Source organism: Stenotrophomonas sp. RS-48, from assembly GCF_030053245.1.
GTDB classification, from domain to species: Bacteria; Pseudomonadota; Gammaproteobacteria; order Xanthomonadales; family Xanthomonadaceae; genus Stenotrophomonas; species Stenotrophomonas maltophilia_P.
Genome location: NZ_JASGBV010000038.1, coordinates 12,768 through 39,309, shown reverse-complemented (window position 1 = coordinate 39,309; position 26,542 = coordinate 12,768). Strand labels below are relative to the sequence as shown.

The 26,542-nt window shown below is 67.6% G+C and carries 23 protein-coding genes; 15 read left to right on the top strand and 8 right to left on the bottom strand.

Annotation, left to right across the window (positions count from 1 at the left end; translation table 11 throughout):
• Nucleotides 1-264 precede the first annotated feature (264 nt).
• The 3 genes from prpE (at nt 265) to QMZ25_RS08230 (ending at nt 3,909) form a co-directional block, all read left to right on the top strand.
• Nucleotides 265-2,145, top strand: a complete 1,881-nt coding sequence (gene prpE / locus QMZ25_RS08240; protein ID WP_283219434.1) for a propionate--CoA ligase — start codon at nt 265-267, stop codon at nt 2,143-2,145.
• 159 nt (nt 2,146-2,304) lie between these two features.
• Entirely contained in the window at nt 2,305-2,808 is a 504-nt protein-coding gene (locus QMZ25_RS08235; RefSeq protein WP_283219433.1) for a hypothetical protein, read from the top strand.
• Between the two features lie 45 nt (nt 2,809-2,853).
• Nucleotides 2,854-3,909 (top strand): suppressor of fused domain protein, encoded by a 1,056-nt coding sequence (locus QMZ25_RS08230; RefSeq protein ID WP_283219432.1) that lies wholly within the window; start codon nt 2,854-2,856, stop codon nt 3,907-3,909.
• 88 nt (nt 3,910-3,997) lie between these two features.
• Here QMZ25_RS08230 and QMZ25_RS08225 read toward each other — a convergent pair whose 3' ends face one another.
• The 5 genes from QMZ25_RS08225 to QMZ25_RS08205 all read right to left on the bottom strand — a co-directional run bounded on the left by QMZ25_RS08225 (nt 3,998) and on the right by QMZ25_RS08205 (nt 9,350).
• Nucleotides 3,998-4,609 carry a glutathione S-transferase N-terminal domain-containing protein gene (locus tag QMZ25_RS08225; protein ID WP_053520032.1) on the bottom strand — a complete coding sequence of 204 codons (612 nt, stop codon included), beginning with the start codon at nt 4,607-4,609 and terminating at the stop codon, nt 3,998-4,000.
• Nucleotides 4,610-4,694: 85 nt separating this feature from the next.
• Nucleotides 4,695-5,153, bottom strand: a complete 459-nt coding sequence (locus QMZ25_RS08220; RefSeq protein ID WP_053520031.1) for a cell wall hydrolase — start codon at nt 5,151-5,153, stop codon at nt 4,695-4,697.
• A gap of 300 nt (nt 5,154-5,453) precedes the next feature.
• On the bottom strand, nt 5,454-7,484 hold the full coding sequence (locus QMZ25_RS08215; protein ID WP_283219431.1) for an NADPH-dependent 2,4-dienoyl-CoA reductase: 2,031 nt from the start codon (nt 7,482-7,484) through the stop codon (nt 5,454-5,456).
• A 102-nt stretch (nt 7,485-7,586) separates the two neighbouring features.
• Nucleotides 7,587-8,231: a hypothetical protein gene (locus tag QMZ25_RS08210; protein WP_283219430.1), complete on the bottom strand. Its 645-nt coding sequence runs from the start codon at nt 8,229-8,231 to the stop codon at nt 7,587-7,589.
• Between the two features lie 99 nt (nt 8,232-8,330).
• Nucleotides 8,331-9,350, bottom strand: a complete 1,020-nt coding sequence (locus QMZ25_RS08205) for a zinc-binding alcohol dehydrogenase family protein (RefSeq protein ID WP_065182877.1) — start codon at nt 9,348-9,350, stop codon at nt 8,331-8,333.
• Between the two features lie 357 nt (nt 9,351-9,707).
• Here QMZ25_RS08205 and QMZ25_RS08200 point away from each other — a divergent pair, with 357 nt between their 5' ends.
• The 4 genes from QMZ25_RS08200 to QMZ25_RS08185 all read left to right on the top strand — a co-directional run bounded on the left by QMZ25_RS08200 (nt 9,708) and on the right by QMZ25_RS08185 (nt 12,775).
• Nucleotides 9,708-10,799 (top strand): OmpA family protein, encoded by a 1,092-nt coding sequence (locus QMZ25_RS08200; RefSeq protein ID WP_065182878.1) that lies wholly within the window; start codon nt 9,708-9,710, stop codon nt 10,797-10,799.
• Nucleotides 10,800-11,019: 220 nt separating this feature from the next.
• Nucleotides 11,020-11,526, top strand: coding sequence for a hypothetical protein (locus tag QMZ25_RS08195; RefSeq protein ID WP_065182879.1), 507 nt, complete (start codon nt 11,020-11,022; stop codon nt 11,524-11,526).
• A 68-nt stretch (nt 11,527-11,594) separates the two neighbouring features.
• A complete protein-coding gene (locus tag QMZ25_RS08190; protein WP_253118941.1) occupies nt 11,595-12,353 on the top strand; it encodes a pseudouridine synthase in 759 nt (252 codons plus the stop codon).
• An 86-nt stretch (nt 12,354-12,439) separates the two neighbouring features.
• Nucleotides 12,440-12,775, top strand: coding sequence for a hypothetical protein (locus QMZ25_RS08185; protein WP_283219429.1), 336 nt, complete (start codon nt 12,440-12,442; stop codon nt 12,773-12,775).
• A 105-nt stretch (nt 12,776-12,880) separates the two neighbouring features.
• Here the strand turns inward: QMZ25_RS08185 and kbl are convergent, their stop codons facing one another.
• Complete coding sequence (kbl, locus tag QMZ25_RS08180) at nt 12,881-14,089, bottom strand: glycine C-acetyltransferase (RefSeq protein ID WP_197600982.1); 1,209 nt, start codon at nt 14,087-14,089, stop codon at nt 12,881-12,883.
• A 200-nt stretch (nt 14,090-14,289) separates the two neighbouring features.
• On the opposite strand from kbl, the gene QMZ25_RS08175 reads away from it, so the two are divergent.
• Nucleotides 14,290-14,982, top strand: coding sequence for a TorF family putative porin (locus QMZ25_RS08175; RefSeq protein ID WP_053520023.1), 693 nt, complete (start codon nt 14,290-14,292; stop codon nt 14,980-14,982).
• A gap of 142 nt (nt 14,983-15,124) precedes the next feature.
• Here QMZ25_RS08175 and tdh read toward each other — a convergent pair whose 3' ends face one another.
• Nucleotides 15,125-16,147, bottom strand: coding sequence for an L-threonine 3-dehydrogenase (tdh, locus tag QMZ25_RS08170; protein WP_053520036.1), 1,023 nt, complete (start codon nt 16,145-16,147; stop codon nt 15,125-15,127).
• 335 nt (nt 16,148-16,482) lie between these two features.
• Between tdh and QMZ25_RS08165 the strand changes: the two genes are divergently transcribed.
• From QMZ25_RS08165 to QMZ25_RS08135, 7 genes are all read left to right on the top strand, one after another.
• The gene (locus tag QMZ25_RS08165; protein ID WP_164152129.1) at nt 16,483-18,645 is read left to right on the top strand and encodes a S46 family peptidase; all 2,163 of its coding nucleotides are present in this window, start codon (nt 16,483-16,485) and stop codon (nt 18,643-18,645) included.
• A 193-nt stretch (nt 18,646-18,838) separates the two neighbouring features.
• The gene (locus tag QMZ25_RS08160; protein ID WP_053519451.1) at nt 18,839-19,483 is read left to right on the top strand and encodes a histidine phosphatase family protein; all 645 of its coding nucleotides are present in this window, start codon (nt 18,839-18,841) and stop codon (nt 19,481-19,483) included.
• Nucleotides 19,484-19,528: 45 nt separating this feature from the next.
• Complete coding sequence (gene folC / locus QMZ25_RS08155) at nt 19,529-20,800, top strand: bifunctional tetrahydrofolate synthase/dihydrofolate synthase (RefSeq protein WP_283219428.1); 1,272 nt, start codon at nt 19,529-19,531, stop codon at nt 20,798-20,800.
• An 81-nt stretch (nt 20,801-20,881) separates the two neighbouring features.
• On the top strand, nt 20,882-21,892 hold the full coding sequence (locus tag QMZ25_RS08150) for an SPOR domain-containing protein (protein ID WP_283219427.1): 1,011 nt from the start codon (nt 20,882-20,884) through the stop codon (nt 21,890-21,892).
• 43 nt (nt 21,893-21,935) lie between these two features.
• Nucleotides 21,936-22,697 carry a CvpA family protein gene (locus QMZ25_RS08145; RefSeq protein ID WP_053519448.1) on the top strand — a complete coding sequence of 254 codons (762 nt, stop codon included), beginning with the start codon at nt 21,936-21,938 and terminating at the stop codon, nt 22,695-22,697.
• Between the two features lie 30 nt (nt 22,698-22,727).
• The gene (gene purF, locus QMZ25_RS08140) at nt 22,728-24,194 is read left to right on the top strand and encodes an amidophosphoribosyltransferase (protein ID WP_065175938.1); all 1,467 of its coding nucleotides are present in this window, start codon (nt 22,728-22,730) and stop codon (nt 24,192-24,194) included.
• A gap of 10 nt (nt 24,195-24,204) precedes the next feature.
• Complete coding sequence (locus QMZ25_RS08135) at nt 24,205-25,029, top strand: ferritin-like domain-containing protein (RefSeq protein WP_262100145.1); 825 nt, start codon at nt 24,205-24,207, stop codon at nt 25,027-25,029.
• Between the two features lie 42 nt (nt 25,030-25,071).
• On the opposite strand, the gene QMZ25_RS08130 is transcribed toward QMZ25_RS08135, so the two are convergent.
• Nucleotides 25,072-26,529: a DUF2235 domain-containing protein gene (locus tag QMZ25_RS08130; protein ID WP_283219426.1), complete on the bottom strand. Its 1,458-nt coding sequence runs from the start codon at nt 26,527-26,529 to the stop codon at nt 25,072-25,074.
• Nucleotides 26,530-26,542 lie beyond the last annotated feature (13 nt).

Sequence of the window (26,542 nt, the reverse complement as noted above, 5' to 3'; positions counted from 1 at the left end):
AAACTGTCGAAGGCGGGGTGGGTCCGGTTGCGGGAGTGTCCGCGGCATGGATGCCGCGGCCAAGCCCCCATGGACGGGTTTACGGCGTCTCCCGCAACCGGACCCACCCCGCCATCCCTCAATAGTCCAGCTGTTGACGTTGCCTCTGCAGGTGCAGGGCGGCAGCCCTGCATGGAAAACCCACCCCCCTACCAAGGTAGGGCGGAACGCGCGGCAACGCGGCACTATGCTCGAACCCATGACTTCGTCTGGGAGGGCTGCGTCATGAACTACGAGGAAACCTACCGCCGCTCGATCGACGAGCCGGAGGCGTTCTGGGGCGAGGAAGCCAAGCGCATCCATTGGCACAAGCCGCCGCAACAGGTGCTCGACTACAGCAACCCGCCGTTCCGGCGCTGGTATGTGGGCGGCGAAACCAACCTCTGTTACAACGCGGTCGATCGCCATCTGGACACTCGGCCCGACCAGCTCGCGCTGGTGGCCATTTCCACCGAAACCAACAGCACCCGCGAGATCACCTACCGGCAGCTGCACCGTGAAGTGAACGACTTCGCTGCCGTGCTCCAGCGCCTGGGCGTCGGCCATGGCGACCGCGTGGTCATCTACATGCCGAACATGGCCGAAGCCGTGTTCGCGATGCTGGCCTGCGCGCGCATCGGCGCCGTGCACTCGGTGGTGTTCGGTGGTTTCGCCGCGCACAACCTTGCTCTGCGCATCGACGATGCCAGACCCAAGCTGCTGATCGCGGCCGATGCCGGCATGCGCGGAGGCAAGCTCATTCCCTACAAGCCGATGGTGGACGCCGCCTGTGCGGAAGCCGGGCATCCACCGCCGCACGTGCTGATCGTTTCGCGCGGGCTGGATCCGGCCGAGCCGCGCATCGAGGGCCGCGACGTCGAGTACGCGACGCTGCGCGCGGAAGTCGGTGCCGTCGATGTTCCGGTGCAGTGGCTGGAAGCGAGCGAGCCGAGCTATCTGCTGTATACCTCCGGCACCACCGGCAAGCCCAAGGGCGTGCAGCGTGATGTGGGCGGATACGCGGTGGCGATGGCACAGTCGATGGAGACCGTTTTCGACTGCAAGCCGGGGCAGGTGATGTTCTCCACCTCCGATGTCGGCTGGGCCGTAGGACATTCCTACAACGTGTATGGACCGCTGATCGGCGGTTGCACATCGCTGTTGTACGAAGGCCTGCCGACCCATCCGGATCCGGGCATCTGGTGGGCCCTGTGCGAGCAGTACAACGTGCGCACGATGTTCTCCTCTCCCACCGCGATCCGCGTGCTGAAGAAGCACGACGCGGATTTCATCCATCGCCACGACCTGCGCGCGTTGAAGTACCTGTTCCTGGCCGGCGAACCGCTGGATGAGCCGACCGCGCACTGGATCAATGAAGCGCTGGGCAAACCGATCATCGACAACTACTGGCAGACCGAAACCGGCTGGCCGGCCTTGACCCTGTTGCCGGGCCTGGAGATGAAGCCGGTGCGCTTTGGTTCGCCGGGCTTCCCCAACCTCGGTTACCGCATGAAGGTGATCGACGAGAACACCGGCGAAGAAGTCGCACCCGGGCAGAAGGGAGTCCTGGTGGTCACCCCGCCATTGCCGCCGGGCTGCATGAGCACGGTGTGGAACGCCGACAGCCGCTTCCTGCAGAGCTACTTCAGCCATTTCAAGGAACTGCTGTACAGCTCGCTGGACTGGGCGATCCGCGACGATGACGGCTACACCTTCATCCTCGGCCGTACCGACGATGTCATCAACGTCGCCGGGCATCGCCTGGGGACACGTGAGATCGAGGAAGCCATTTCCAGCCACCCGCGTGTGGCGGAGGCCGCGGTGATCGGCGTGAAGGATGAACTGAAGGGACAGGTGCCGCTGGTCTTCGTCACCCTCAAGCAGGGGCTGGGGGGCGAAGACCCTGCACCGGTGGTGGCGGAGATGATGGCAACGGTGACCACGTCGCTGGGGGCGGTTGCACGGCCGGCGCACGTGCACGTGGTCAACGCGTTGCCGAAGACGCGCTCGGGCAAACTGCTGCGGCGCTCGCTGCAGGCGCTGGCCGAGCAGCGCGATCCCGGCGATCTGTCGACCCTGGATGACCCGGCCGCCCTGGAGGAGATCCGCCGCGCGCTGGGACGCTAGACCGGTCCTGTATTGCCGGGGCCGCGTGCAGCGGGCCGAGGCAAGGGATGCAGCGGTGCTGCACCGCAGCGTTCACCGTACCAGCGGTGCGTTAAGCTCGATGCCGGGGAGCGCGTCCGTGAGGGCGCGCAGGCATGCGCATCATGGAACGGGGGAGCTATGGCACTGCTGCACGCCAAGACGGCCGCTGGCCGCCAGGAAATCGAGGATCGTGCGCGGCGCCTGCCGGCCGCGCTGCGCTCGATCCTGCTGATGGTCGATGGTCGCCGCGATGACACCGAACTGCGCAGTCTGCTCGAAGGACTGCGGGCGCCACCCGATGCGCTGGAACAGCTGGCCGCGATGGAGCTGATCGAAGTGGTGGGGGGCAGCGCCGGTGCGGTGCCGGTCGCTGGCCTCAGCAATGGCCGCGAACAGGACCCGGCGCTGTATCAGCAGCTGTACGAGGCGATGAGCGAAGCCGTGCGGCGCCACCTCGGGCTGAAGGGCTACTTCATGCAGTTGAAGATCGAGCGCTGCACCGATGCCTCGGCCCTGGAGCGCCTGTGCCCGGAACTGCTGGCGGCGGTAGGCAAGGCACGCAGCCCGGCACTGGCACAGCGCTGGTGGCAGGAAACGCAGGCATCGCTGGCAGCCGGCGATCGCGGAGTCGTGCAGGCCTGACGCAGCGCGTAGAGTGGATGGTTTCATTCCCATCAGGAGCCTCTCGTGCAGGACGACCACGACGACACCGACACCCCCGGCTGGGACGCGATCAATGCGGCGTTGGCGCCGCTGTACGCGGGCCAGGAGCCCCTGCATTTCGGAACGGCATTGCCGTACACGCTGGGCGGCCAGGATCCCCTCGATGGCATCAGTGTCTACCGTGCGGAGGCGCCGGTACCGCACTGGCACTACATCACCTATGGCCTGTCCGAGCTGTACGCCAAGGAGAGCAGTGACGCCGAAGCAAGCGGCTACGGATTCGAGCTGACCTTCCGTCTGGCAGCAGGCGAGGGCGTGCACGCCGAACAGGCACCGCCGACATGGCCGATGAACCTGCTGCAGAACCTGGCGCGCTACGTGTTCGGCAGCGGCAACGTGTTCGAGGATGGCCACCACCTTGACGCGAACGGCCCGATTGCCCTCGAGTCCGACACCCGCCTGCGCCATCTGGCTTTCATCGCCGACCCGCAGTTGCCGGCGCGCGAGACGGCCAACGGCCGCCTGCAGTTCCTGCAGCTGGTCGGGCTGACGGATGGGGAAATGGCTGCAGTGAAACGCTGGTCGACCCGCGGGGTGCTGCACGTGCTGGAGCCGGCGATGCCCCTGTGGATCACCGATCTGCATCGGGGCGACCTGCTGGATGATCCGGCACTGGCGGCGCAGGTGCAGGCGGGCAGTGCGCGGGAGGGTTCCAGCACCGGCATGTTGTTCATTGAAACGCTGGACTGGCGACAGGTCTCGGGCGTGACCACGCTGGTGCTCGGCGCCGGCCAGGTGCCGAGCGTGCGCGAGCTGCTGCCGCTGCGCCTGCACCATGGCGCATCACTGGTGCTGGTCAGCCGTGAGCGCCAATGGGAGTTCCCCCCGGCTGCGGGCGGCGGCGCCAACGACGTCGATGCCGACAGCGCGCGCTGGGCATTGGATGCACAGGGGGTCCAGGCGTGGCAGGACGTGCGTGCCGAGCGCGGGATCTACCCGCTGGGCGGTCAGCTGCAGGTCGAGGTGGTGCCGACGCTGCTGCGTGACGCCAAGGGTGCCGTGATCCGCGAGATCGGTTGAACGGTGGACACGGGGCGCCGGCGATGCCCGGCGCCGGGCCGGGACGCCGGATCGGAGCCGCCTGCGCTGCCGGCGGCTCCGTGTGCGGTCAGGCCAGGCCTTCGGCCTTCAGTGCGGCCTGCACGCCGGCATCGGCGTCCATGCGCGCCTTGTAGGCGGCCAGATGATCCAGCCCCGACAGGTCGACCTTGGCGCCGGCTGCCCAGCGCAGGGTGATGTAGAAGTACGGGTCGGCGAAGCTGCGGAAACCGGCCAGCCAGGGCTTGTCCGCCAGCTGCCGGTCGGCCGTCTCGAACAGGCCGCGCAGGCGCTTGCGGGCGGCCGCGCGGATCGCGTCGTACTGGCTCTCATCGCCGATGAACTTGCCCGGTGCGAACAGCGGCGAGAACGCCGGGTGCACATCGGAGTTGACGAAGGCCAGCCAGCGGGTGGCCTCGGCACGCTGGCGCGGGCTGCCGTCGCCGGCCAGGCCGGCCTGCGGGAAGCGGTCGGCGATGTAGCCCATGATGGCCGCGTTCTGCAGCAGGATGAAGTCGCCATCGACCAGCGCCGGAACCGAGCCGGCCGGGTTGATCTTGAGGAATTCCGGCCCCTTCAGGGTGTCCTTGTCGAGCAGTTCGACCTCGAACGGCTGGCCGGTCCACTGCAGGGCGATGTGGTCGGCGGTGGAGCAGGCACCGGGCTTGCTGTACAGCTTCATGGGAACTCCAGGCGGGGTGTGCGGGAATCGCCCACTATCCCAGAGCCTGCCGGCGCGCGGCAACGCTGCCGCCGGCAACAGTTCGTTACGACTGCCGGGGCTTGAGGTTCTGCACCTTATAGAAGGTGTGATCACCGATGGTGGCCACCTGGTAGGCATTGCGCCAGTTCGGGCTGGCGATGGCCAGGGCGGCGAAATGGCTGGCACCGGGAACGATCTCGCGGCGCTCGCCGGCCGGCAGCGCCCAGTTGCGCTCCGCATCGAAGGCCACGCTCATGGCCTCGCTCCAGGCCGCGTCGTTGCCCAGCTGGGTGCCGGGGGAGACGATGGTCGGGGCGAACTGCTTGCGTGCGGTCACCACCTGGCACATCGAGTCGCCCCACAGGCCGCTGTCGAGGCGGCGCAGTGCCACTTCGGCCACGGCCTGCTGGCCGCGCAGGGTCTGGTCGCGGGCTTCCAGGTATACGGTGGTGCTCAAACACAATGAATCAGCCGCCGGCTGGGGCAGCAACTGCGACAGCCAGAGAATCCAGGCCAGTTTCATATAACTCCTTGCTCCGTATGGGCCGCACCACGGGGTTCCGGCCGAAGAGAGGGCAGGAGGCGGGGTACGACTTGGCGTCATGGGGAGGCGGCCATCGGGGCCGCCCCGTGGGCGGCCCGGGAAAAGAGGATCGATGAACGATCCGGGAGGGCCGCACCGGCTCACCGGAAACTGGGTGGTGAGCGGAAAGTTGGCGCAAGGTAGGGGGGGCTGGCCGAACGCATCATGAATCGCCCAGCTTGACATTCAGCTTCGAGGCGGGTGACGGAAATCACATTCCGCCGCCCATTCAGGTGTGGATCAAAGGGCGGCTGCCACCCGGCTGCCCTGATCGATGGCGCGTTTGGCGTCCAGTTCGGCGGCCACATCGGCACCGCCGATCAGCTGTGCGCTGATGCCCGCCGCCTGCAGTTCGGCCTGCAGCGCGCGGTTCGGTTCCTGCCCTGCACAGATCACCACATGATCCACCGGCAGCAGCTGTTCGCTGCCTTCCACGCGGATGCGCAGCCCCTGGTCGTCCACGCCGAGATACTCGACGCCGCCCAGCATCCGCACGCCCTTGGCCTTCAGCGTGGCGCGATGGATCCAACCGGTGGTCTTGCCCAGGCGCGCACCCGGCTTGCCGGGGCTGCGCTGCAGCAGCCACAGCCGGCGTGGCGAAGCGTCCACCTGCGGGCGGGCCAGCGAGCCGCGGGCCTCGAAGGTGGCGTCCACCCCCCATTCGGCCATCCAGCGCTGCGGGTCCAGCGACGGCGATGGGCCCTCGTGGCTGAGGAATTCCCCGACATCGAAGCCGATGCCGCCGGCACCGATGATGGCCGCGCTGGCGCCCACCTCGACCCGGCCCTGCAGCACGTCCAGGTAGCTGACGACCTTGGCGTGGTCCGCGCCGGGGAAGTCGACCCGGCGCGGCGTGATGCCGGTCGCCAGCACGACCTCGTCGAAGCCGGCCAGGTGGGTCGCATCTGCCCGGGTACCCAGGCGCAGCTGCACGCCCGTGTCCTGCAGCTTGTGGCGGAAATAGCGCAGCGTCTCGTGGAACTCTTCCTTGCCCGGGATGCGCTTGGCCACATTGAACTGGCCGCCGATCTCGTCGCTGGCGTCGAACAGGGTGACCTGGTGACCGCGCTCGGCGGCCACCGTGGCGCAGGCCAGGCCGGCCGGGCCCGCGCCCACCACCGCCACCCGCTTCGGTGTGGACGTCGGGCGGTAGACCAGTTCGGTTTCGTGCGCGGCCCGCGGATTGACCAGGCAACTGGCCAGCTTGTTCTCGAAGACGTGGTCCAGGCATGCCTGGTTGCAGGCGATGCACGTGTTGATCGTGTCGGCACGGCCGGCGCGCGCCTTGTTCGGCCATTGCGGGTCGGCCAGCAGCGGGCGCGCAAGCGACACCATGTCCGCACCGCCGTCGGCGAGAATGCGCTCGGCAACCTCGGGCATGTTGATGCGGTTGGTCGCCACCAGCGGCACCGCCACATGCGGCTTCAGCTTGGCGGTGACCCCGGCGAAGGCGGCGCGGGGCACCGAGGTGGCGATGGTGGGAATGCGCGCCTCGTGCCAGCCGATGCCGGAATTGATGATCGTCGCGCCCGCGGCCTCGATGGCCTGCGCCTGCTGCACGATTTCCTCCCAGTTGCTGCCGTCCTCAACCAGATCCACCAGTGACAGCCGGTAGATGATGATGAAATCCGGGCCGCAGGCTTCGCGGATGCGGCGCACGATCTCCACTGCGAAGCGCATGCGCTGGGAGGCATCGCCGCCCCAGCGGTCCGTGCGCGTGTTGGTGCGCGGGGCGATGAACTCGTTGATGAGGTATCCCTCCGAGCCCATCACTTCGACACCGTCGTAGCCGGCTTCGCGTGCCAGCCTGGCGCTGCGTGCGTAATCGGCGATGTGCCGTTCGACGCCGCTGGCCGACAGTGCGCGCGGGGTGAACGGATTGATCGGCGCCTTGAGCTTGGAGGGCGCCACCGACAGGGGGTGGTAGGCATAGCGGCCGGCGTGCAGCAGCTGCAGACAGATCTTCGCGCCATGCTGGTGGGCGGCGGCCGTCAGTTGCCGGTGCGGACGCACTTCCCAGGGCCAGGACAGCTTGCCGCCGAAGGGTTTGAGCCAGCCGACCACGTTGGGGGCGAAGCCGCCGGTGACGATCAGGCCCACGCCGCCTTCGGCGCGCTCGGCGAAGTAGGCGGCCAGGCGCGGGAAATCGCGCGCGCGATCTTCCAGCCCGGTGTGCATCGAACCCATCAGCACCCGGTTGCGCAGCTGGGTGAAGCCCAGATCGAGCGGGGCGAACAGGTGGGGATAGGCGCTTTCGTTGGCTGGCGACATGGTCGATACGCTTGCGTACGGAAGCGCGAAGCGTGCCGCGAAACGGCGGTCGGGGCAAGGGGCGGGCGAATCGGTAGCGCCGGGCCATGCCCGGCGATGCGGCTACCCGTGGCCGCGCTGCGCGCTCGCCGGGCGTGGCCCGGCGCCATCCGCCGGCAGGGGCCGGCCGATGCCGAACCAGCCCAGCGTCACCCCGCACAGCGGGCCGATCAGCAGCGCAAAGGCCAGGGTGCCGACGCCCACGTTGCCTCCCAGCCACCAGCCCAGCAGCAGGACGCTGCCTTCGATCAGGCTGCGCACCTTCCAGATCGGCCAGCCGGTGCGGGCATGCAGGCCGGTCATCAGCCCGTCGCGCGGGCCGGGGCCGAGTCGCGCGCCGATGTACAGGCCGGTGGCCAGTGCCACCAGCAGCATGCCGGCACCGAACATCGCCACCTGCCAGACCAGGCCGACAGCCGGCGGCAACAGCCACAGGCCGAACTGCGCGGACGGACCGATCAGCAGCACGTTGAGCACGGTGCCGACGCCCGGCTTCTGCCGCAGGGGCCACCACAGCAGCAGGACCAGCGCGCCGATCACGTTCGTGGCCAGGCCGAAGGACAGCGGGGTCTGCGCCGCGACGCCCTGTGACAGCACGTCCCAGGGCGCGACACCGATCGCGGCACGGATCATCAGCGAGGCGCCGAAGCCGTACAGGAACAGGCCGACGATCAGTTGCAGCAGGCGCAGGGGCAGGGCAGTGGGCATGGGAGCGCTCGGGGGGAGGGAATCTGTCTCCACCGTAATCCCGAATCGCCAGCTCCCATAGATACAGATCCGGGTGAATCCCGCGCCACAGCGCGCGCGTCAGTCGTCCCAGCCTGCCAGTGCCAGCTTGCCCAGCGTGCGGCCGCTGGCCAGCCGCTCATGCGCCGCCTGCAGGTTGGCGGCATTGATCGTGCCGAGTGTCTCGCTGAGCGTGCCACGCAGCTGGCCTGCATCGATCATGCTCGCGGCGCGGCTCAGGATGCGGTGCTGCTCGATGCGGTCGGCGGTATCGAAGCGCGATCGCGCGAACATGAATTCCCAGTGGATGCCGATGCATTTGGCCTTGTACGGGTCGCCGATGCGCAGCGCGCCACGGGGCTCGACGATCAGCCCGACGTGCCCCTGCGGCGCCAGCAGCTGGCCCAGTTCATCCCAGTAGTGATCGGTGTCGGCCAGGTTGAGCGCGATCTGCACGGCGCTGATGCCCAACGCCTGCAGCTGCGGCTGCAGCGGCTGGCGATGGTCGATCACGTGATGGGCGCCCATCTGCCGGCACCAGTCGGCCGACCGCTCGCGGGAGGCGGTGGCAATGACCGTGAAGCCGGCATGGTGGGCCAGCTGGATGGCCATCGAACCGACGCCGCCGGCGCCGCCGATCACCAACAGGTGCTGCCCGGCGTGGCGGCGGTCATCCAGATGCAGCGGCATGCGCTCGAACAGCAGCTCCCATGCGGTCAGCGTGGTCAGCGGCAGCGCCGCTGCCTCGGCGAAATCCAGCGTGGTGGGCTTGCGTGCGACCAGCCGCTCATCCACCAGCTGATACTGGGCATTGCAGCCGGAGCGGGTGACATCGCCGGCGTAGTAGACCTCGTCGCCGGAGGCGAACAGGCGGGCGTCCTCGCCGATGGCCTCGACCACGCCCGCCGCATCCCAGCCGAGCACCCGCGGCGTGTCCAGCGTGGCCGGATCGGTGGCGGCACGCTGCTTGCCGTCGACCGGATTGATCGAAACCGCCTGCACGCGGACCAGCAGATCGCGGCCGGCTGGCGGCAGCGGCGGCGGCAGCCGGAGATCCTGCAGGGCGGGGGCGGATTCACGACTCAGGGCGACGGCTTTCATCTCGGCTCCGGCTCGGTTTCCCTTTTCATCATAAGGTTCCTCACGTTTCCGGGGGCGCGCTGAATCTCCTTCGCCGCGCGTTCCGCAGAATGTCGCCTGCGTTGCCTAAACACCGTCAAACCCTTATGGGGTGAGGGTCTTGCGGATTTTCATCATCCTGTATAGGGTTTCAACGTCGGACCGGTGGCCGGTCGGGCGCAACACTTCACATGTTACGGGACTGTTAACATGGCCTTCACCCGCCTGAGCATAATGTTCGCGGCGGTGGCGTGCTGAATCGGCTGTCTGAACATCGACGCAGTAGTGCTGGCCCATGCCTCTACCGGTTTCATACCCCCGAAATAGGAGCTGTACTCAATGAACAAGAAGATCCTTACTGCCGCGCTGCTGGGTGGTCTGGCTTTCGCCCAGGCTGCTTCTGCGCAGGAGTTCGATGACCGCTGGTACCTGACCGGTTCGGCCGGCTTCAACTTCCAGGACAACGACCGTCTGACCAACGACGCTCCGTTCGTGACCCTGGGCCTGGGTAAGTTCATCAGCCCGAACTGGTCGCTGGACGGTGAGCTGAACTATCAGAACCCGAACTTCGACAGCAATCAGGACCTGAACTGGTCGCAGTACGGCATCTCGCTGGACCTGCGTCGCCACTTCATCAAGGAAGGCCGCGGCTGGAACCCGTACATCGTCGGTGGCCTGGGCTACCAGAAGTCGGAAGAAGAGTACCCGGCGATCAGCGTCAATGGTCCGCGTGAGCGCAAGGACGGCAACGTTGCCGCCAAGCTCGGCGTCGGCCTGCAGACCACCTTCGACAAGCGCGTTGCTGTCCGCGCCGAAGTGGCCTACCGCGCTGACTTCGACGACAAGAGCTACCACGCTGCCAGCGAAGACTGGTTCGGCGACGTGCTGGCTTCGGTCGGCGTCGTGATCCCGCTGGGCCCGGCTCCGGTCGCGGCTGCTCCGGCTCCGGCTCCGGTTGCCCCGAGCTGCGCCGACCTGGATGACGACGGTGACGGCGTCAACAACTGCGACGACAAGTGCCCGAACTCGCAGCCGGGTCAGACCATCGGTCCGGACGGTTGCCCGGTGCCGGTCTCGATCGACCTGAAGGGCGTGAACTTCGACTTCGACAAGTCGAACCTGCGTCCGGACGCCGTGGCCATCCTGAGCGAAGCCACCGAGATCCTGAAGCGTTACCCGGATCTGCGCGTTGAAGTCGCCGGTCACACCGACTCGAAGGGTACCGACGCTTACAACCAGAAGCTGTCGGAGCGCCGCGCCACCGCGGTGTACAACTACCTGACCAAGAACGGCGTGGACGCTTCGCGTCTGGTCGGCCCGATCGGCTACGGCGAGAGCCGTCCGATTGCTCCGAACACCAACCCGGATGGTTCGGACAATCCGGAAGGTCGTGCCAAGAACCGTCGTACCGAGCTGAACGTCCAGAACTAAGTTCTGACGTTTCGCCCGCAAGACACAGCAGGACCCGGCTTCGGCCGGGTCTTGTTGTTTCTGCGGCGGGAAAAGCTGGAACGGGCCTCGATGGACTGACCGTTTGTCGGCTTTTTGTCCAAAAAACCAATGAGTTGGCGCATTCATTGAAAGTGGCGCTTGAAAGCTGTCGCCGCATTGCTACACTCGCCGCGTCACCTTCCTTCCGTGGATGCCTCTCATGCTGCGCTCTGCATCGGCCGCCGTCCTGGCGCTGGCCCTGGTTCCTGCCGCTCACGCTGCGGTCGATTGCTCGGTCAATACCAGCGCTTCGCCGCTGCCGCTGCCGGCCACGACCATCGCGCCGGTGGCCGACGAGCTGTACATCCGTGGCAACCAGCTGGGCATGCCGGCCGGTGTGCTGAGCAGCAGCTACGATCCTTCGCAGTCGCTGGACCAGGTGCTGCAACGCCTGCGCATCGACGGCTGCCAGAACATCGCCAAGGCGATTCCGAGCGCGCCGGCGGTGAAGCCGAACGATCCGGCGGCGTACAAGCCGCAGACCGAATTCGACAATACGCCGTGGCGCTTCGACATGAGCCAGAACGGCAAGCGCATGACCGCCGAGGAATTCGATGCCTGGATGAAGGCGCGTGGCGTCCGCGTGGTCAAGGCGCGCCCGGCACCGGTGGCCACCCCGGCCGCGGCCGAAGCACCGGCTGAGACCAAGCCGGTCGATAAGAAGTAACCGTCGCGGGGAGCAGAGGCTTGCGTACGCGCCGCCCACCTGCCGCCCCCGCCGCCCGCTCCCACGTCCTGCGTGGGCGCGCGGATCCGGATGCATCCAAGGGTGTGCGCCATGGCCTGGCGCGTGTGCTCTCCAAGGCCGGCGTGTGCTCGCGCAGCGAAGCCGCGCGCTGGATCGCCGAGGGCCGCGTGCGCGTCTCCGGCCGTATCGTCCGTGACCCGGAGTTTCCGATCGGCAGCCCGGCACCTCCCATCGAGGTCGATGGCCTGCCGCTGGCGCCGCCGCAGCGGCTTTACCTGATGCTCAACAAGCCGCGCGGGGTGGTGACCACCGCGCAGGACGAGCGCGGCCGTGACACCGTATACCGCTGCTTCGACGGCGCCGGCCTGCCCTGGATCGCGCCGGTCGGCCGGCTGGACAAGGCCAGTGAGGGCCTGTTGCTGTTCAGCAACGATCCGCAGTGGGCGGCGCGCCTGACCGATCCGCAGACCGGGCCGGACAAGACCTACCACGTGCAGATCGATCGCCTGCCCGATGCGGCCACGCTGGCGGCGCTGCAGGCCGGGGTGGACGACGAGGGTGAATTCCTGGCCGCCCGGGCCGTGCGCGTGCTGCGCAGCGGCGACAAGACCGCGTGGCTGGAGGTGGTCCTCGACGAGGGCCGCAACCGCCACATCCGCCGCCTGCTGGCGGCCTTCGACCTGCAGGTGCTGCGCCTGGTCCGGGTCGCGATCGGCGACCTGGCGCTCGACGATCTCGGCAAGGGCCAGTGGCGGATGCTGGAGGTCAATGACCAGCAGCGGCTGGGGGCCGCTGCACCGGGCTGAGCGTCATGCCCGCGGCCGGCGGATGCCGGTCACCGTTCCAGGCGTAGGGGGCGCCTGGTCGTCGAAATCCCGAACGGAGCCTGCCCATGTACCACTCGTCCCTCAACCGAACCCTGCGCTGTGCCGGCCTGCTGCTGCCGATCGTGCTGCTGGCCGCCTGCGGTGGCCACAAGAAAATGGCCAAGACGGAAACGGCTGCCGAAACCCCGGTGGTGGAAGTGAAAACCCCGGAACTGGATGGTCGCGGCAGTTACCGCTTCCTGATGAGCGACGGCGACAGGAAGATGACCGCCGACGAGTTCGATGCATGGATGAAGGCCAATGGCATCCGCGTCGCCCGTGGCAATGCCCAGGACGCTGCCGCCAAGCCGGTCGTGGTGGCCAGCAAGGATGAGCCGAAGGACAAGAAGAAAAAGAAGTGACGCGCATTGCGCGTCATTCCGGTAGCGCCGGGCCGTGCCCGGCGAGCGCATGGCGCGGCTGTCGGGAAACCGCCGGGCATGGCCCGGCGCTGCCCCTCGGGGCGATCAACCCTTGATCACGCCCAGCTCGACGCCGATGCGGGAGAAGGCGTCGATCGCGCGGTCCAGCTGCTCGCGGCTGTGCGCGGCGCTGATCTGGGTGCGGATACGTGCCTGTCCCTTGGGCACCACCGGGAAGAAGAAGCCGATCGCATAGATGCCTTCCTCTAGCAGGCGCTCGGCGAACTTCTGCGCCAACGGTGCGTCGTACAGCATCACCGGGCTGATCGGATGCACGCCCGGCTTCACGTCGAAGCCGGCGGCGGTCATCTTCCCGCGGAAGTACGCGGTGTTCTCGGCCAACCGGTCGCGCAGGTCGTCGGCGGCAGCCAGCATCTCGAAGGCCTTGATGCCGGCGGCGACCACATGCGGCGGCAGCGAGTTGGAGAACAGGTACGGGCGCGAGCGCTGGCGCAGCAGTTCGATCACTTCGGCGCTGGCGCAGGTGAAGCCGCCCAGTGCGCCCCCCATGGCCTTGCCCAGAGTGCCGGTGATGATGTCGATCTTTTCCAGCACACCCTTCACCTCGGCCGAGCCACGACCGGTGGCGCCCAGGAAACCCGTGGCATGGCATTCATCGATGTGCACCAGCGCGTTGTACTTCTTCGCGAGCGCGGTGATCTCGTCCAGCGGTGCAATGAAGCCGTCCATCGAGAACACGCCGTCGGTGGTGATCAGCTTGGTTCTGCAGCCGGCGGCGTCGGCGGCCTGCAGCTGCGCTTCCAGGTCGGTCATGTCGCAGTTGGCGTAGCGGAAGCGCTTGGCCTTGCACAGGCGCACACCGTCGATGATCGATGCGTGGTTCAGTGCGTCCGAGATGATCGCATCGTTCTCGCCGAGCAGCGGCTCGAACAGGCCGCCGTTGGCATCGAAGCAGGCCGCATACAGGATGGTGTCCTGCTTGCCGAAGAAGTCGGCGATCTGTTTCTCGAGCTGCTTGTGCAGGTCCTGGGTGCCGCAGATGAAGCGCACCGAGGCCATGCCGAAGCCGTGGGTATCCAGAGCATCCTTGGCGGCCTGGATCAGGTCGGGATGATCGGCCAGGCCCAGGTAGTTGTTGGCGCAGAAGTTCAGCACCTTGCGGCCATCGGCCAGCGTGATCTCGGCCGATTGCGGACTGGTGATGATCCGCTCGGACTTGAACAGGCCCTGGGCGCGGATGGCGTCCAGTTCCTCGGCATAGTGGCGGGTCAGGGCGGAGGAGGCGTCGGTCATGGCGTGGGCACGGCTCAGCACGGGAAACCGACGATTCTACCGGGCATCGAGGGTTGTCGACCGACGACAGGCAGGCACCGCCATGGCCAGCAAATGTTGCAATGCAATAGCAAACGGGTTAAAAAATCGTGAACCGGCCCGTTCTGGCTCCGGTTCCCGCAACTGCCCTGCACGCCACCGCCCCCCCACCGGAGACGACCATGAAGCACGCTCGTGCCTGCCTCGCCCTTGCTGCCGCCCTGACCCTGGCCCCGTTTGCCGCCAGCGCCCAGGACAGCGAATCGCCGTACAGCTGGAACGTTACCGCCGTGTCGGATTACCTGTTCCGTGGTGTGTCGCAGACCGATGAGGATCCCACCCTGCAGGCCGGTTTCACCTATACCAGCCCGGTTGGTCTGTATGCCGGTGTCTGGGGATCGGGCGTGGACTTCGGCCCGGGCGACCCGAGCGTCGAAGTGGATTACCAGATCGGCTACGGCGTCGACGCCACCGAGCGCGTGAACTTCGATGTGCTGCTGAACCGCTACACCTACCCCGGCGCCAGCGAGCTGAACTACAACGAGCTGATCACCACCACCACGCTGGACGACACCTACAAGCTGACGGTGGCCTACAGCAACGACGTGTGGAACAGCAGCACCGATGGCTGGTATTACGCGCTGGGCGGCGAGTGGGGCCTGCCGCAGGATTTCACGCTGAGCGCCAGCGTCGGCCGCAGCACCTTCGAAAAGGGTATTGCCAAGGATTACACCGACTGGAACGTTGGCGTGGCCCGTACCTGGGGTCTGTTCACCCTCGGCCTGGGCTACTACGGCACCGACGGCAACGGCCGCGACAACAGCGGCAAGCTGGCCGACAACCGGGTGGTGTTCACGGTGGCGGTAGGCCAGTAAGCGGCGCATGACATCAAACGAAAAAGGCACCCCTGGAGGTGCCTTTTTCGTGTCTGGCGTCGGGCACTCTGTGGGCCGGCCAACGGCCGGGGACAAAGTGAGATGCGGGGGAATCAGGCAGTCGCGCCGGAGGCGCGAGTGATCAATTCCAGCTCAGTACCACCTTGCCGGCCTTGCCTTCTTCCATCAGGTCGAAGCCCTTCTGGAAGTCGTCGATCGGCAGCTGGTGGGTCATCACCTTGCCGAGCGGGAAACCGGACAGCACCAGCTGCGTCATCTTGTACCAGGTCTCGTACATCTTGCGGCCGTAGATGCCCTGCACGGTCAGGCCCTTGAAGATGATCTTGTCCCAGTCGCAGCCGGCACCCTTGGGCATGATGCCGAGCATGGCGATCTTGCCGCCGTGGTACATGCAGTCGAGCATGTCGTTGAAGGCGCGCGGATTGCCGCTCATTTCCAGGCCCACGTCGAAGCCCTCCATGTGCAGTTCCTTCATCACGTCCTTCAGCGAGGTGTTGGTGACATTGACCACGCGCGTCGCGCCCATGTCGGCGGCCAGCTTCAGGCGGAAGTCGTTGACGTCGGTCACCACCACGTTGCGCGCACCGATGTGCTTGCAGATGCCTGCGGCGATGATGCCGATCGGGCCGGCGCCGGTGATCAGCACGTCCTCGCCGATCACGTCGAACTCCAGCGCGCAATGCGCGGCGTTGCCGTAGGGGTCGAAGAAGGCCGCCAGCTCGGACGGGATCTGGTCCGGAATCGGCCACAGGTTGCTGGCCGGCATCACCATGTACTCGGCGAAGGCGCCATTGACGTTCACGCCGATGCCGACGGTGTTCGGGCACAGGTGCGGGCGGCCGCCACGGCAGTTGCGGCAGTGGCCGCAGACGATGTGGCCTTCGGCCGAGACGCGCTGGCCAACCTCATAGCCGGTCACCGCCGAGCCAAGCGCGGCGATGCGACCGACGAATTCGTGGCCGATGGTCAGGCCCGGCTTGATGGTGCGCTGGCTCCACTCGTCCCACAGGTAGATGTGCAGGTCGGTACCGCAGATGGCGGTCTTTTCCAGCTTGATCAGGACCTCGTTCGGGCCCGGGGTCGGCACCGGGACCTCTTCGAGCCAGATGCCCTTGGCCGCTTCGCGCTTGACCAGGGCCTTCATCGTTTGCTGCGCCATCGGGGTGGAACTCATCAGGGGGAAAGCGCGGATTATAGAGGTCTGCGCGGAATTCCAATGTTGCGCTGCGGGCGCGCTGGCGGAACGAAAGGCGTGCGCCGGCGGGCGTTTCGAACGTGACCGGCGTGCTCGCCGGGCATGGCCCGGCGCTGCCGGGAAATCGGGCGGCTCGCGCTCGCGGGGCATGGTCCCGCGCCATCGGGAAATCGTGCGGGTAGCGCCGGGCCATGCCCGGCGGGCCGGGGGCCATGACTTCCGGGGTTCGGGACAGGGCAGGGGGGCGGGCTACAATCGAAGGTTCCACTACCAGGGGCCGCTCCATGCGCTCGAACCTGCTTGCATTCTCCGTCGTCGCCAGCCTTGGGCTGGTCCAGGTCGCCCATGCCGCCGAAGGCATGTGGGTACCGCAGCAGCTGCCGGAGATCGCCGGCCCGCTGCAGAAGGCCGGCCTGAAACTGTCGCCGGAACAGCTGTCCGACCTGACCGGCGACCCGATGGGCGCGGTGGTGGCGCTGGGCGGCTGCACCGCCAGCTTCGTCTCCCCGCAGGGCCTGGTGGTCACCAACCACCACTGTGCCTACGGCGCGATCCAGCTCAACTCCACCGCCGAGAAGAACCTGATCAAGGAGGGTTTCAACGCGCCGACCCTGAAGGACGAACTCAGCGCCGGTCCCAACGCCCGCGTGTTCGTGCTGGACCGGATCACCGACGTCACCGACCAGGCCAAGGCCGCCATCGCCGCCGCCGGCAAGGACCCGCTGGCCCGCACCCGTGCGCTGGAAGCGTTCGACAAGGCCCAGACCGCCGCCTGTGAAGCCGACGCCGGTTTCCGCTGCCGTCTGTACAGCTTCTCCGGCGGCAATACCTACCGCCTGTTCCGCAACATGGAAATCAAGGACGTGCGCCTGGTCTATGCGCCCCCGGGCAGCGTCGGCAAGTTCGGCGGCGACGTCGACAACTGGATGTGGCCGCGCCACACCGGCGACTTCTCGTTCTATCGCGCCTACGTGGGCAAGGATGGCAAGCCGGCCGCGTTCTCGGCCGACAATGTGCCGTACCAGCCGAAGCACTTCCTGAAGTTCGCCGACCAGCCGCTGGGCGCGGACGACTTCGTGATGGTGGCAGGCTACCCGGGCCGCACCAACCGCTATGCGCTGGCCGGCGAATTCAATGAAACCGCCGAGTTCACCTACCCGACCATCGCCCGCCATTACAACGAAGTGCTGGCGCTGATCGACAAGGCCGGCAAGGCCGACGCCGACGTCAAGGTCAAGTACGCCAACACGGCGGCCAGCATGAACAACGTGGCCAAGAACTACGTCGGCCAGCTGGAAGGCTTCAAGCGCATCGACGCGGCCGGGCAGAAGCGGGCCGAAGAGGCCGCCGTGCTGGCCTGGCTGAAGCAGCAGGGCGCAGCCGGCAAGCCGGCCCTGGCCGCACACGCCCAGCTGCTCAAGCACCTGGATACCAGCAAGAGTACCCGCGAGCGCGATCTGTTCGTCGGCCAGTTCAACAACACCTCGGCCGTGGGCGCCGCGCTGTCGCTGTACCGCCTGTCGATCGAACGCGCCAAGCCGGACGCCGAGCGTGAAGCCGGTTACCAGGAGCGCGATCTGCCGACCCTGGAAGGCAATCTGCGCCAGATGGACCGTCGCTACGTCGCCAGCATGGATCAGCAGCTGCAGCAGTACTGGCTGGACCAGTACGTCGCGCTGCCGGCGGCACAGCGCAACAACGAGGTTCTCAACCAGTGGCTGGGCGGCAGCGATGCCGGGGCCGTCAACGGCCTGGTGAAGAAGCTGGCCGGCACCGGGCTGGGCAGCCTCGATGCACGCCTGAAGTGGTTCAAGGCCGACCGTGCTGCCTTCGAGGCTAGCACCGATCCGGCCATCCAGTACGCCGTGGCCGTGATGCCGGCCCTGCTGAAGCAGGAAGAACAGAGGAAGATCCGCGAAGGTGAATCGCTGACGGCCCGTCCGCTGTACCTGCAGGCGGTGGCGGACTACAAGAAGAGCAAGGGCGAGTTCGTCTACCCCGATGCCAACCTGTCGCTGCGCATCACCTTCGGCAATGTCATGGGCTATGCCAAGGACGGTGTCCAGTACACCCCGTTCACCACGCTGGAAGGCGTTGCGGCGAAGGAAACCGGCGTCGATCCGTTCGACTCGCCGAAGGCACTGCTGGATGCGGTCAAGGCCAAGCGGTATGGCGGCCTGGAGGACAAGCGGATCGGCTCGGTGCCGGTGAACTTCCTGTCCAACCTGGACATCACCGGTGGCAACTCCGGTTCGCCGGTGCTCGATGCGCACGGCAAGCTGGTCGGCCTGGCCTTCGACGGCAACTGGGAATCGGTCAGCTCCAACTGGGTATTCGACCCGGTGATGACCCGCATGATCGCGGTGGACAGCCGCTACATGCAGTGGATCATGCAGGAAGTGGCCCCCGCGCCGCAGCTGCTGAAGGAATTGAACCTGGCGCAGTAAGGTTCATGCTGGCGCCGCCGGGCCATGCCCGGCGGAATCCGTCTGCAATCCCGAAACCCCGCGATCCCCGTCGCGGGGTTTTTTCATGTCCCGACCGGTGCGATGCGCCGAACAGGTATCATCCCTGTTCCGCGTACTTCACAGGATGTGAACGAAACGCGGCCATCTCCTCCCCCCAGGACTCCTTGCACGCATGCGCATCCTGCTTGCCCGCCACGGCGAAACCCCGTGGAACGCCGAAGGCCGCTACCAGGGCCAGATCGACATCCCGCTTTCGCCCATCGGCGAAGCCCAGGCCCAGGCGCTGGGCGCCCGCCTGGCATCCGTGGACATCACCCGTGCGGTGGCCTCGCCGCTGTCACGCGCCCAGCGCACCGCCCAGCTGGCCCTCGGCGCCGACCGTGCCGGCACGCTGCAGACCGAACCGGATCTGCAGGAAATCGCCCATGGCGAGTGGGAAGGCCTGCTGGCCAGCGAGATCAACGAGAAGGACCCGTCGCGGTTGAAGGCGTGGCGTGAGGAACCCGATACCGTGCTGATGCCGGGCGGCGAGTCGCTGCGTCTGGTGCTCGAGCGCAGCTGGCGCGGCCTGGCACGCGCCAGCGAGGGCCTCGGGGAGCACGACACGCTGCTGGTGGTCGCACACGATGCCGTCAACCGGGTGATCCTGTGCAGGGTGCTGGGCCTGCCGCTGTCGCGGCTGTGGACCTTCCGCCAGGCACCGACCACGTTGAACCTGCTTGAAGGTCCGGACCTGGAGAGCCTGGAGGTCGTGCGCCTCAACGACTGCGCCCACCACACCCCGTTCTTCGGCGAAGCCAAGCACCGCGCCCTCTGATCCCTGTCCACATCGAACCACCCTGCTTCTGCTGGAACCGCTGCCGTGACGAACCTGCCGACCACCCTGGCCGAATGGCTGGATTACATTGAACGCCAGCACCCGGCGACGATCGACATGGGCCTGGAGCGCGTCCGCGCCGTGGCCACGAGGATGGGACTGGGCGCGCCGGCCAAGCGCACCATCGTGGTCGGTGGGACCAACGGCAAGGGCTCCACGGTCGCCTTCATCGAGGCCATCGGCCGCGCTGCAGGCTGGAAGGTGGGGGCCTACACGTCGCCGCACCTGCTGCGCTACAACGAACGCGTGCGCATCGATGGGCAGGATGCGGAGGATGCTGCTCTGGTGGCGGCATTCAACGCCGTCGAAGCTGCGCGTGGCGACATCACCCTGACCTATTTCGAGTACGGCACGCTGGCCGCCCTGCAGCTGTTCGCGGGGGCAGCGCTGGACCTGGCGGTACTGGAAGTCGGGCTGGGAGGGCGCCTGGATGCGGTCAACATCGTCGACGCCGACGTGGCCGTGATCACCACGGTGGACATCGACCATGCCGAGTGGCTGGGCGAGGACCGTGAAGCGATCGGTGCGGAAAAGGCCGGCATCATCCGCGGCTGGAAACCGGTGATCCTGGGCGAGACCGACCCGCCGTCGAGCGTGCTGGCACGGGCCTATCTGCTGGGCGCGAACGCCATCCGCGGCGGCAGCGACTACTTCTACGAGCCGATCGATGCCCAGCGCTGGCGCTGGCGCGATGTCGGCCTGCGCATGGAACTGCCGACCCCCGCGCTGGCCGGTCCGATCCAGCTGGCCAATGCGGGTGCGGCCATTGCCGCGCTGCGCGCGCTGGACCGGCCGCTGCCACGCGCGGCGTGGGCGGCTGGCATCGCCGCGGCCCGCATCAACGGCCGCCTGCAGGCATTCGATCGTGATGGCGTGCAGGTGCGGGTCGATGTGGGTCACAACCCGCAGGCGGCCGGCCAGCTGGCACGCGCGCTGAAGGCCGAAGCTATCCCGGGCCGGACCCTGGCGGTCTATGCCGCGTTGCAGGACAAGGATGCGGAAGGCGTGGTGCAGGCGCTGCAGGAGGTGGTGGACGAGTGGACGCTGGCTGGCCTGGAAGGTCCGCGCGGACAGAGTGCGCAGCAGCTGCAGGCACGTCTGCATGGCACCGCTGCGGTCACCGCACGGCTGGTCGGCACTGTCGAGCAGGCACTGACGCAGGTGCTGGCACAGGCCCAGTCAGGCGACCGCGTACTGGTATTCGGTTCGTTCCACACGGCCGCTGCGGCCCTGCAGTGGTTGCAGCCCGCGCCCTGATCCACGTTCAGCCAACGCCGACGCCGTCCGGTCCGGCACCCGTATAATCGACCGCAACCCCCGGACAGTTGCCTGCCTCACGTGGATACGCCTCTGAAACAGCGATTGATTGGTGCCATCGTGCTGGTGGCACTCGCCGTGATCTTCCTGCCGATGCTGGTGAAGGGGCCGGCGCCGGACAGTGGTGTCGCCAGTGTGCCGATCGCAGCGCCCAATGCGCCCGCCGACGGCCAGTTCGAGACCCGTGAGCTGCCGCTGGTCGCCCCGGCCGGGGGTGCCACCGGCCTGCAGAGTGGCCAGGCCGCACCGCTGCAGGACGCAGCCGCGCCCGCCACGCCGCCGACCGTGGACACCTCGCCGGCGGTGGCTGCCGGCAACTATGCGGTGACATTCGGCGCCTATGGCAGCAAGGCCGACGCCGATGCGGTGATCGCCTATCTGAAGCGTTCGCAGCTGCCGGGCTTTGCCGAGGCGGCGACCATCAACGGCCGGCAGGCGTGGCGCGTGCGCGTCGGACCGTATGCTGATCGCGCCCAGGCCGAGGCTGCCCGCCTGCAGGCGGTGAAGATCCGCTCCGACGTCCATGCCGAGGTGATCACGCTGGATGCGCCCGCAGCTGCGGCTGCACCGGCCGCCGCTGCTCCGGCGCCGGCGGCACCGTCGGCCAGCACCCCGGCGGCGGCGTCCACGACGTCGGCCACGGGCAACCCGGTGCGCAGCGAGAGCCTGCCGCCCAGCACGCCGGTCGCCAAGCCTGAAGCACCGAAGGCAACGGCGACGCCGGAGGCGACGAAGCCGGTCGCCAAGCCCGAGCCAAAGCCGCAACCGCAAACCCCGGCCGCGCCGGCGGCGGGCGGTGTTGGTTTCGCGGTCCAGCTGGGGGCGTTCGGCCAGGCCAACGACGCCAACGCGCTGCGCGACAAGGTGCGCGCTGCCGGATTCAGTGCCTTTGTCGAGCAGGTCCGCACCGAAAAGGGCACCCTGCATCGCGTGCGCGTCGGGCCGGTGGCCAACCGCGCCGATGCCGAGCAGCTGAAGGCCCAGGTGGCGGCCAAGGTCGGCGTGGCCGGCATGGTCCGACCGCACCCGTGATCACGCGCGCTGTCCGCCGCTGTCGTCGGCAGGAGCGGGCAGCGTGATCGACATCGTGCTGGGCGTGCTGATCGGTGCGTCGGTGCTGTTCGGCTTCATCCGCGGTTTCGTCGGCACGGTGGTCGCGCTGGTGTCCTGGCTGCTGGCCGGCTGGATGGCGTTCACCTTCGGCAATGAGGCATCGCACTGGTGGGCGGCGCCGCAGCCACCCGGCACGGGTCACTATCTGGCCGGCTATCTGGGGGTGTTCGTGCTCACCGTGGTGGCGGTCGGGCTGGTCGGGCTGTTGCTGAAGGCAGCGATCAAACTGACCCTGCTGGGCGGCGTGGATCGCCTGCTGGGCGGTGCCCTGGGCCTGGTCCGCGGCCTGTTCTTCGCCAGCGTGCTGTTGCTGCTGGCCGGTTTCACCGCGTTGCCGGCTGAGCCGGCATGGCAGCAGTCGCAGGTGCGGCCGTTGCTGCAGCCGGCGGTGGCCTGGATGCAGGCCCAGCTGCCGCAGCTGGACGGCATGCTGCCACAGGCGCTGCCGCTGGACGGCCTGCTGCCGGGGGCACTGCCCTTGCCCCTGCTCGAGAATGCCCCCACCTCCTCGCAGGTATTGGGCAAGCCGGCGCCGACAGGCGATAATGGCGTTCTCAACGAGGTAGTGGCGGGCGGCGGATGGCCGCGGCCCGTGGACGTGGAGCGGGAGCCCCGGCCGGCCCCCACACTGCCCAGCAACATCGAGCCGGCGCCCGCGCGTCCGGCCCGGCCCGCGCCTGCCGCGGGCGGGACCCCAGGCCAGGCACGGCCACCTTCCTTGTAACTGGGCACAGCCCAGCGGAGACCTCGCACCATGTGTGGCATCGTCGGAATCGTCGGCAACCAGAACGTCGCCGGGCAGTTGTATGACGGCTTGACCGTCCTCCAGCATCGCGGCCAGGACGCGGCAGGCATCGCCACCGCCAACGGCAGCCGCCTGCGGGTGCAGAAGGCCAACGGCCTGGTCCGCGACGTGTTCGACGCACGCACCATGTCCACCCTGGAGGGCAGCGTCGGTATCGCACACGTGCGGTATCCCACGGCCGGTTCGGAAGGCATGGACGAGGCGCAGCCGTTCTACGTCAATTCGCCGTATGGCATCGCCCTGGCGCACAACGGCAACCTCATCAACACCGAGGCTCTGCGCCAGCAGGTGTTCGAGCAGGACCGCCGCAACGTCAACACCGATTCGGACAGCGAAGTGCTGCTGAACGTGTTCGCCTACGAACTGGAACAGCAGCGCCAGCTCAGTCCGGAAGCCGCCATCCGCGCGGTGGCCGGGGTGCATCGTCGCTGCAAGGGCGGCTACGCGGTGGTCAGCGTGGTGCTGGGCCTGGGACTGGTTGCCTTCCGCGATCCGCATGGCATCCGTCCGCTGGTGCTGGGCAAGCGCAGCCATGCCGAGGGCGACGAGTACATCGTCGCTTCCGAATCGGCCGCACTGGACGTGCTCGGCTTCCAGCGCGTGCGCGACGTGCAGCCGGGCGAAGCGCTGGTCATCACCGCGCGTGGCGAGCTGTTCTCGGAAATCTGCGCCGAACCGGCCGAGCATACGCCGTGCATCTTCGAGTACGTGTACTTCGCCCGCCCGGATTCGATGATCGACAATGTCTCGGTGCACAAGGCGCGCATGCGCATGGGCATCAAGCTGGGCGAGAAGATCCTGCGCCTGCGCCCGGACCACGACATCGACACCATCATCCCGATTCCGGACACCTCGCGCGATGCGGCGCTGGAAATCTCCAATGTGCTCGGGGTGAAGTACCGCGAAGGCTTCATCAAGAACCGCTATATCGGCCGCACCTTCATCATGCCGGGGCAGGGTGAGCGGGTGAAGTCGGTGCGGCGCAAGCTCAACCCGATCCACCTGGAGTTCCGCAACCGGGTGGTGCTGCTGGTGGACGACTCGATCGTGCGTGGCACCACCAGCCAGCAGATCGTGCAGATGGCCCGTGATGCGGGCGCACGCAAGGTCTACCTGGCCAGTGCCGCGCCGCCGGTGCGCTTCCCGAACATCTACGGCATCGACATGCCGGCCGCCGAAGAACTGGTCGCGCACAACCGCAGCGTTGAAGAAATCGAGGCCCACCTGGGCTGCGACTGGCTGATCTACCAGGATCTGGAAGACATGGAAGCGGCCGTGAGCGAGGGCAACCCCGCACTGCGCAACTTCGACTCGTCCTGCTTCAACGGCCACTATCCCACCGGCATCGAACCGGGCTATTTCGAGCGCATCCAGCAGCTGCGTTCGGACGACGCCAAGCACAAGCGCCGCGCCTGAGGCCAAGGGCGTGGTCGAGGTGGCCGACGTCGGTGGCGACCTGCTGCGTGCCGCGCAGCAGTGCCTTGCAGAAGCCGATCCGCTGCGCAAGGTGGCCTTGACCCAGGCCCATGCCGCGGCATTCCGTGCGGGGCGGCTGAAGGTGGCGGTGGATGCGCCGCCACCGGAGCCGATCCGGATGCCGGGCAGACCGGACCGCCTGGTACTGGTCCATCCGCGCGAGGTGCCGCGGCGTGGCCTCGGTGGGGTGGAAGGGCGCGCCGCCTTCATCCATGCCATCGCCCACATCGAACTCAATGCGATCGATCTGGCCTGGGATGCCGTGTATCGCTTCCGCGGCCTGCCCGCAGCCTTCCATGCCGACTGGGTCAGTTGTGCCGATGACGAGTCGCGGCATTTCATGCTGTTGCGTGAGCGCCTGCTGGCACATGGCCACGACTACGCCGACTTCCCTGCGCATAACGGCCTGTGGGAGATGTGCGAGAAGACCGCACATGACGGCCTGGCACGCATGGCGCTGGTGCCCCGCGTACTGGAAGCGCGTGGCCTGGACGTGACACCGGGCATGATCGACAAGCTGCGCAACGTCGGCGATGGCGAGACCGCGGATGTGCTGGAGATCATCCTGCGCGAGGAAGTGGCGCACGTCGCCGCAGGTTCGCGCTGGTACCGCTGGTACTGCGAACGTGCCGGCGTTGAACCGCGCGCACGCTTCAAGGCACTGCTGGTCGAGTTCGCAGGCGGTTACCTGCACGGTCCGTTCAACCTGGAAGCCCGCCTGCTGGCCGGTTTCGATGCCGACGAACTGGCCAATCTGGTCGAACAGGCCGGCTGACCGGCAACGCGGGAGCCCCTTCCCGTCCCGCGCGGGCGCGTCTCATGTGTTCGGCAGCACCACCCGCTTGCCATCCACGGTGGGGCGGTTGATGTAGAACAGGCCGGGACCGGGTCGATACGGCAGCTCGCTCACGCCGGCATCGGCCGCATAGGTCAGCGCGGTATCGCCCAGAGCGTCGAAATTCCAGTGTGCCGACTGCATCAGGTAGCGCCTGCGCAGCAGTGCTTCCTGGGCCGGGGTGAGGGCCTGGCCGGCCATCAGCCGGCGCGCGATCGGCAGCAGTGCGTCGGGCAGTTCCCAGCCGGCAACCGCGTTGGCATCTGCGCGCCAGCGTACGCCGGCGGCGATGGCCTGCTGCTGCATCACCTGCAGGGCCACCAGCTGGTAACGCCAGTCGATGCGCCGACGCAGCACCACTGCCGCGGTGACGTACAACACCGGCGACAGCAGCACGCTGCGGCTGCCGGCGCGGCGTTGCTGCTGCCACTGGTGCCAGACATCGACCCACACTTCCTTTTCGCCCAGCCCGAGCTGCTGCCGCCAGCGTTCGGCATCCGCCTGCGCCTCGGCGTACACCGTCGTGGCCTGAAGCTGTGCCAGCGGGGGGACCTGGTAGTCGGCCACGCCTGGCCGGCGCAGCTGCTGCCGGCGTGGGCGACTGAGCAGCTTCGGTCCTTCCTCTGTCTGGTTGTAGCCACCGCCGATGTTGGCGTGCACGCCGGGCAGTGCGATCTCCATGTGCGCTGCGGCCACCCGCGTGAGCGGGTAGTGCTGGCGATGTTCGTCGCGCGCGACCAGCTGCACGACACGTCCGGCGATGTCGGCGGCGAGGGCGACGCGTGGTCGCTCATCGGCTCTTCCCCCGCTTACGGCGACGACCGTGTCGAACAGGCCGATGAAGCGCAGCAGCGGCCGTGCCGGCGCGAAGCCGGCGGCGCACACCAGCCCCGCGTCCTGCAGCAGTTGCTGCCAGCGGGCCGTATCCCAGGCCTGCAAGCGGTTGGCGGCATCGCGCGCCGCCGCCGCCCCGCGTGAGTATCCGAACAGATCCAGCTGCACGCCCTGCACGGGCTTGTGCCAGCGCGTGGACACGCTGGCCAATGCTGTTGGCAACAGCTCGTTGAGCGCGCGCTCGACCTTGGCACGCACACCGCTGGCGCCGATGCCGAAGGCCAGCCCCAGCAGATCGTCTTCGGCATCATCGCGGGTGCCCACCCCTTCCACGTAGATGGCCAGCGAGGGGAACGGCAGCGTCTCCTGGCGGCTGTCCGGATACAACCGGTGCAGCCGTGCGACGTTGGTCAGGCCATTGTCGTAGCTGCTGGTCAACCGGCTCTGATAGGTCGAATCATCGTCGGCGCGCAGCACGGCAGGGCGGGGTTGCGGCACCTGGACGTGTCCGCGCGCCAGGTTGTGCGCGTTGTTGCGGGTGCCATCGAAGAACAGACCAATCCGCAGCACGGCGGCATCGTCATGGGTGTCCTGCGCTGGTGCCATGTGCATTCCCCGT

What these genes read in the sequence shown, in the direction of transcription:
- prpE (WP_283219434.1), top strand. Translation starts at nt 265, where the DNA reads ATGAACTACGAGGAAACCTACCGCCGCTCGATCGACGAGCCGGAGGCG.
- QMZ25_RS08235 (WP_283219433.1), top strand. Translation starts at nt 2,305, where the DNA reads ATGGCACTGCTGCACGCCAAGACGGCCGCTGGCCGCCAGGAAATCGAG.
- QMZ25_RS08225 (WP_053520032.1), bottom strand. Translation starts at nt 4,609, where the DNA reads ATGAAGCTGTACAGCAAGCCCGGTGCCTGCTCCACCGCCGACCACATC.
- QMZ25_RS08220 (WP_053520031.1), bottom strand. Translation starts at nt 5,153, where the DNA reads ATGAAACTGGCCTGGATTCTCTGGCTGTCGCAGTTGCTGCCCCAGCCG.
- QMZ25_RS08215 (WP_283219431.1), bottom strand. Translation starts at nt 7,484, where the DNA reads ATGTCGCCAGCCAACGAAAGCGCCTATCCCCACCTGTTCGCCCCGCTC.
- QMZ25_RS08210 (WP_283219430.1), bottom strand. Translation starts at nt 8,231, where the DNA reads ATGCCCACTGCCCTGCCCCTGCGCCTGCTGCAACTGATCGTCGGCCTG.
- QMZ25_RS08205 (WP_065182877.1), bottom strand. Translation starts at nt 9,350, where the DNA reads ATGAAAGCCGTCGCCCTGAGTCGTGAATCCGCCCCCGCCCTGCAGGAT.
- QMZ25_RS08200 (WP_065182878.1), top strand. Translation starts at nt 9,708, where the DNA reads ATGAACAAGAAGATCCTTACTGCCGCGCTGCTGGGTGGTCTGGCTTTC.
- QMZ25_RS08195 (WP_065182879.1), top strand. Translation starts at nt 11,020, where the DNA reads ATGCTGCGCTCTGCATCGGCCGCCGTCCTGGCGCTGGCCCTGGTTCCT.
- QMZ25_RS08185 (WP_283219429.1), top strand. Translation starts at nt 12,440, where the DNA reads ATGTACCACTCGTCCCTCAACCGAACCCTGCGCTGTGCCGGCCTGCTG.
- kbl (WP_197600982.1), bottom strand. Translation starts at nt 14,089, where the DNA reads ATGACCGACGCCTCCTCCGCCCTGACCCGCCACTATGCCGAGGAACTG.
- QMZ25_RS08175 (WP_053520023.1), top strand. Translation starts at nt 14,290, where the DNA reads ATGAAGCACGCTCGTGCCTGCCTCGCCCTTGCTGCCGCCCTGACCCTG.
- tdh (WP_053520036.1), bottom strand. Translation starts at nt 16,147, where the DNA reads ATGAAGGCCCTGGTCAAGCGCGAAGCGGCCAAGGGCATCTGGCTCGAA.
- QMZ25_RS08165 (WP_164152129.1), top strand. Translation starts at nt 16,483, where the DNA reads ATGCGCTCGAACCTGCTTGCATTCTCCGTCGTCGCCAGCCTTGGGCTG.
- QMZ25_RS08160 (WP_053519451.1), top strand. Translation starts at nt 18,839, where the DNA reads ATGCGCATCCTGCTTGCCCGCCACGGCGAAACCCCGTGGAACGCCGAA.
- purF (WP_065175938.1), top strand. Translation starts at nt 22,728, where the DNA reads ATGTGTGGCATCGTCGGAATCGTCGGCAACCAGAACGTCGCCGGGCAG.
- QMZ25_RS08130 (WP_283219426.1), bottom strand. Translation starts at nt 26,529, where the DNA reads ATGGCACCAGCGCAGGACACCCATGACGATGCCGCCGTGCTGCGGATT.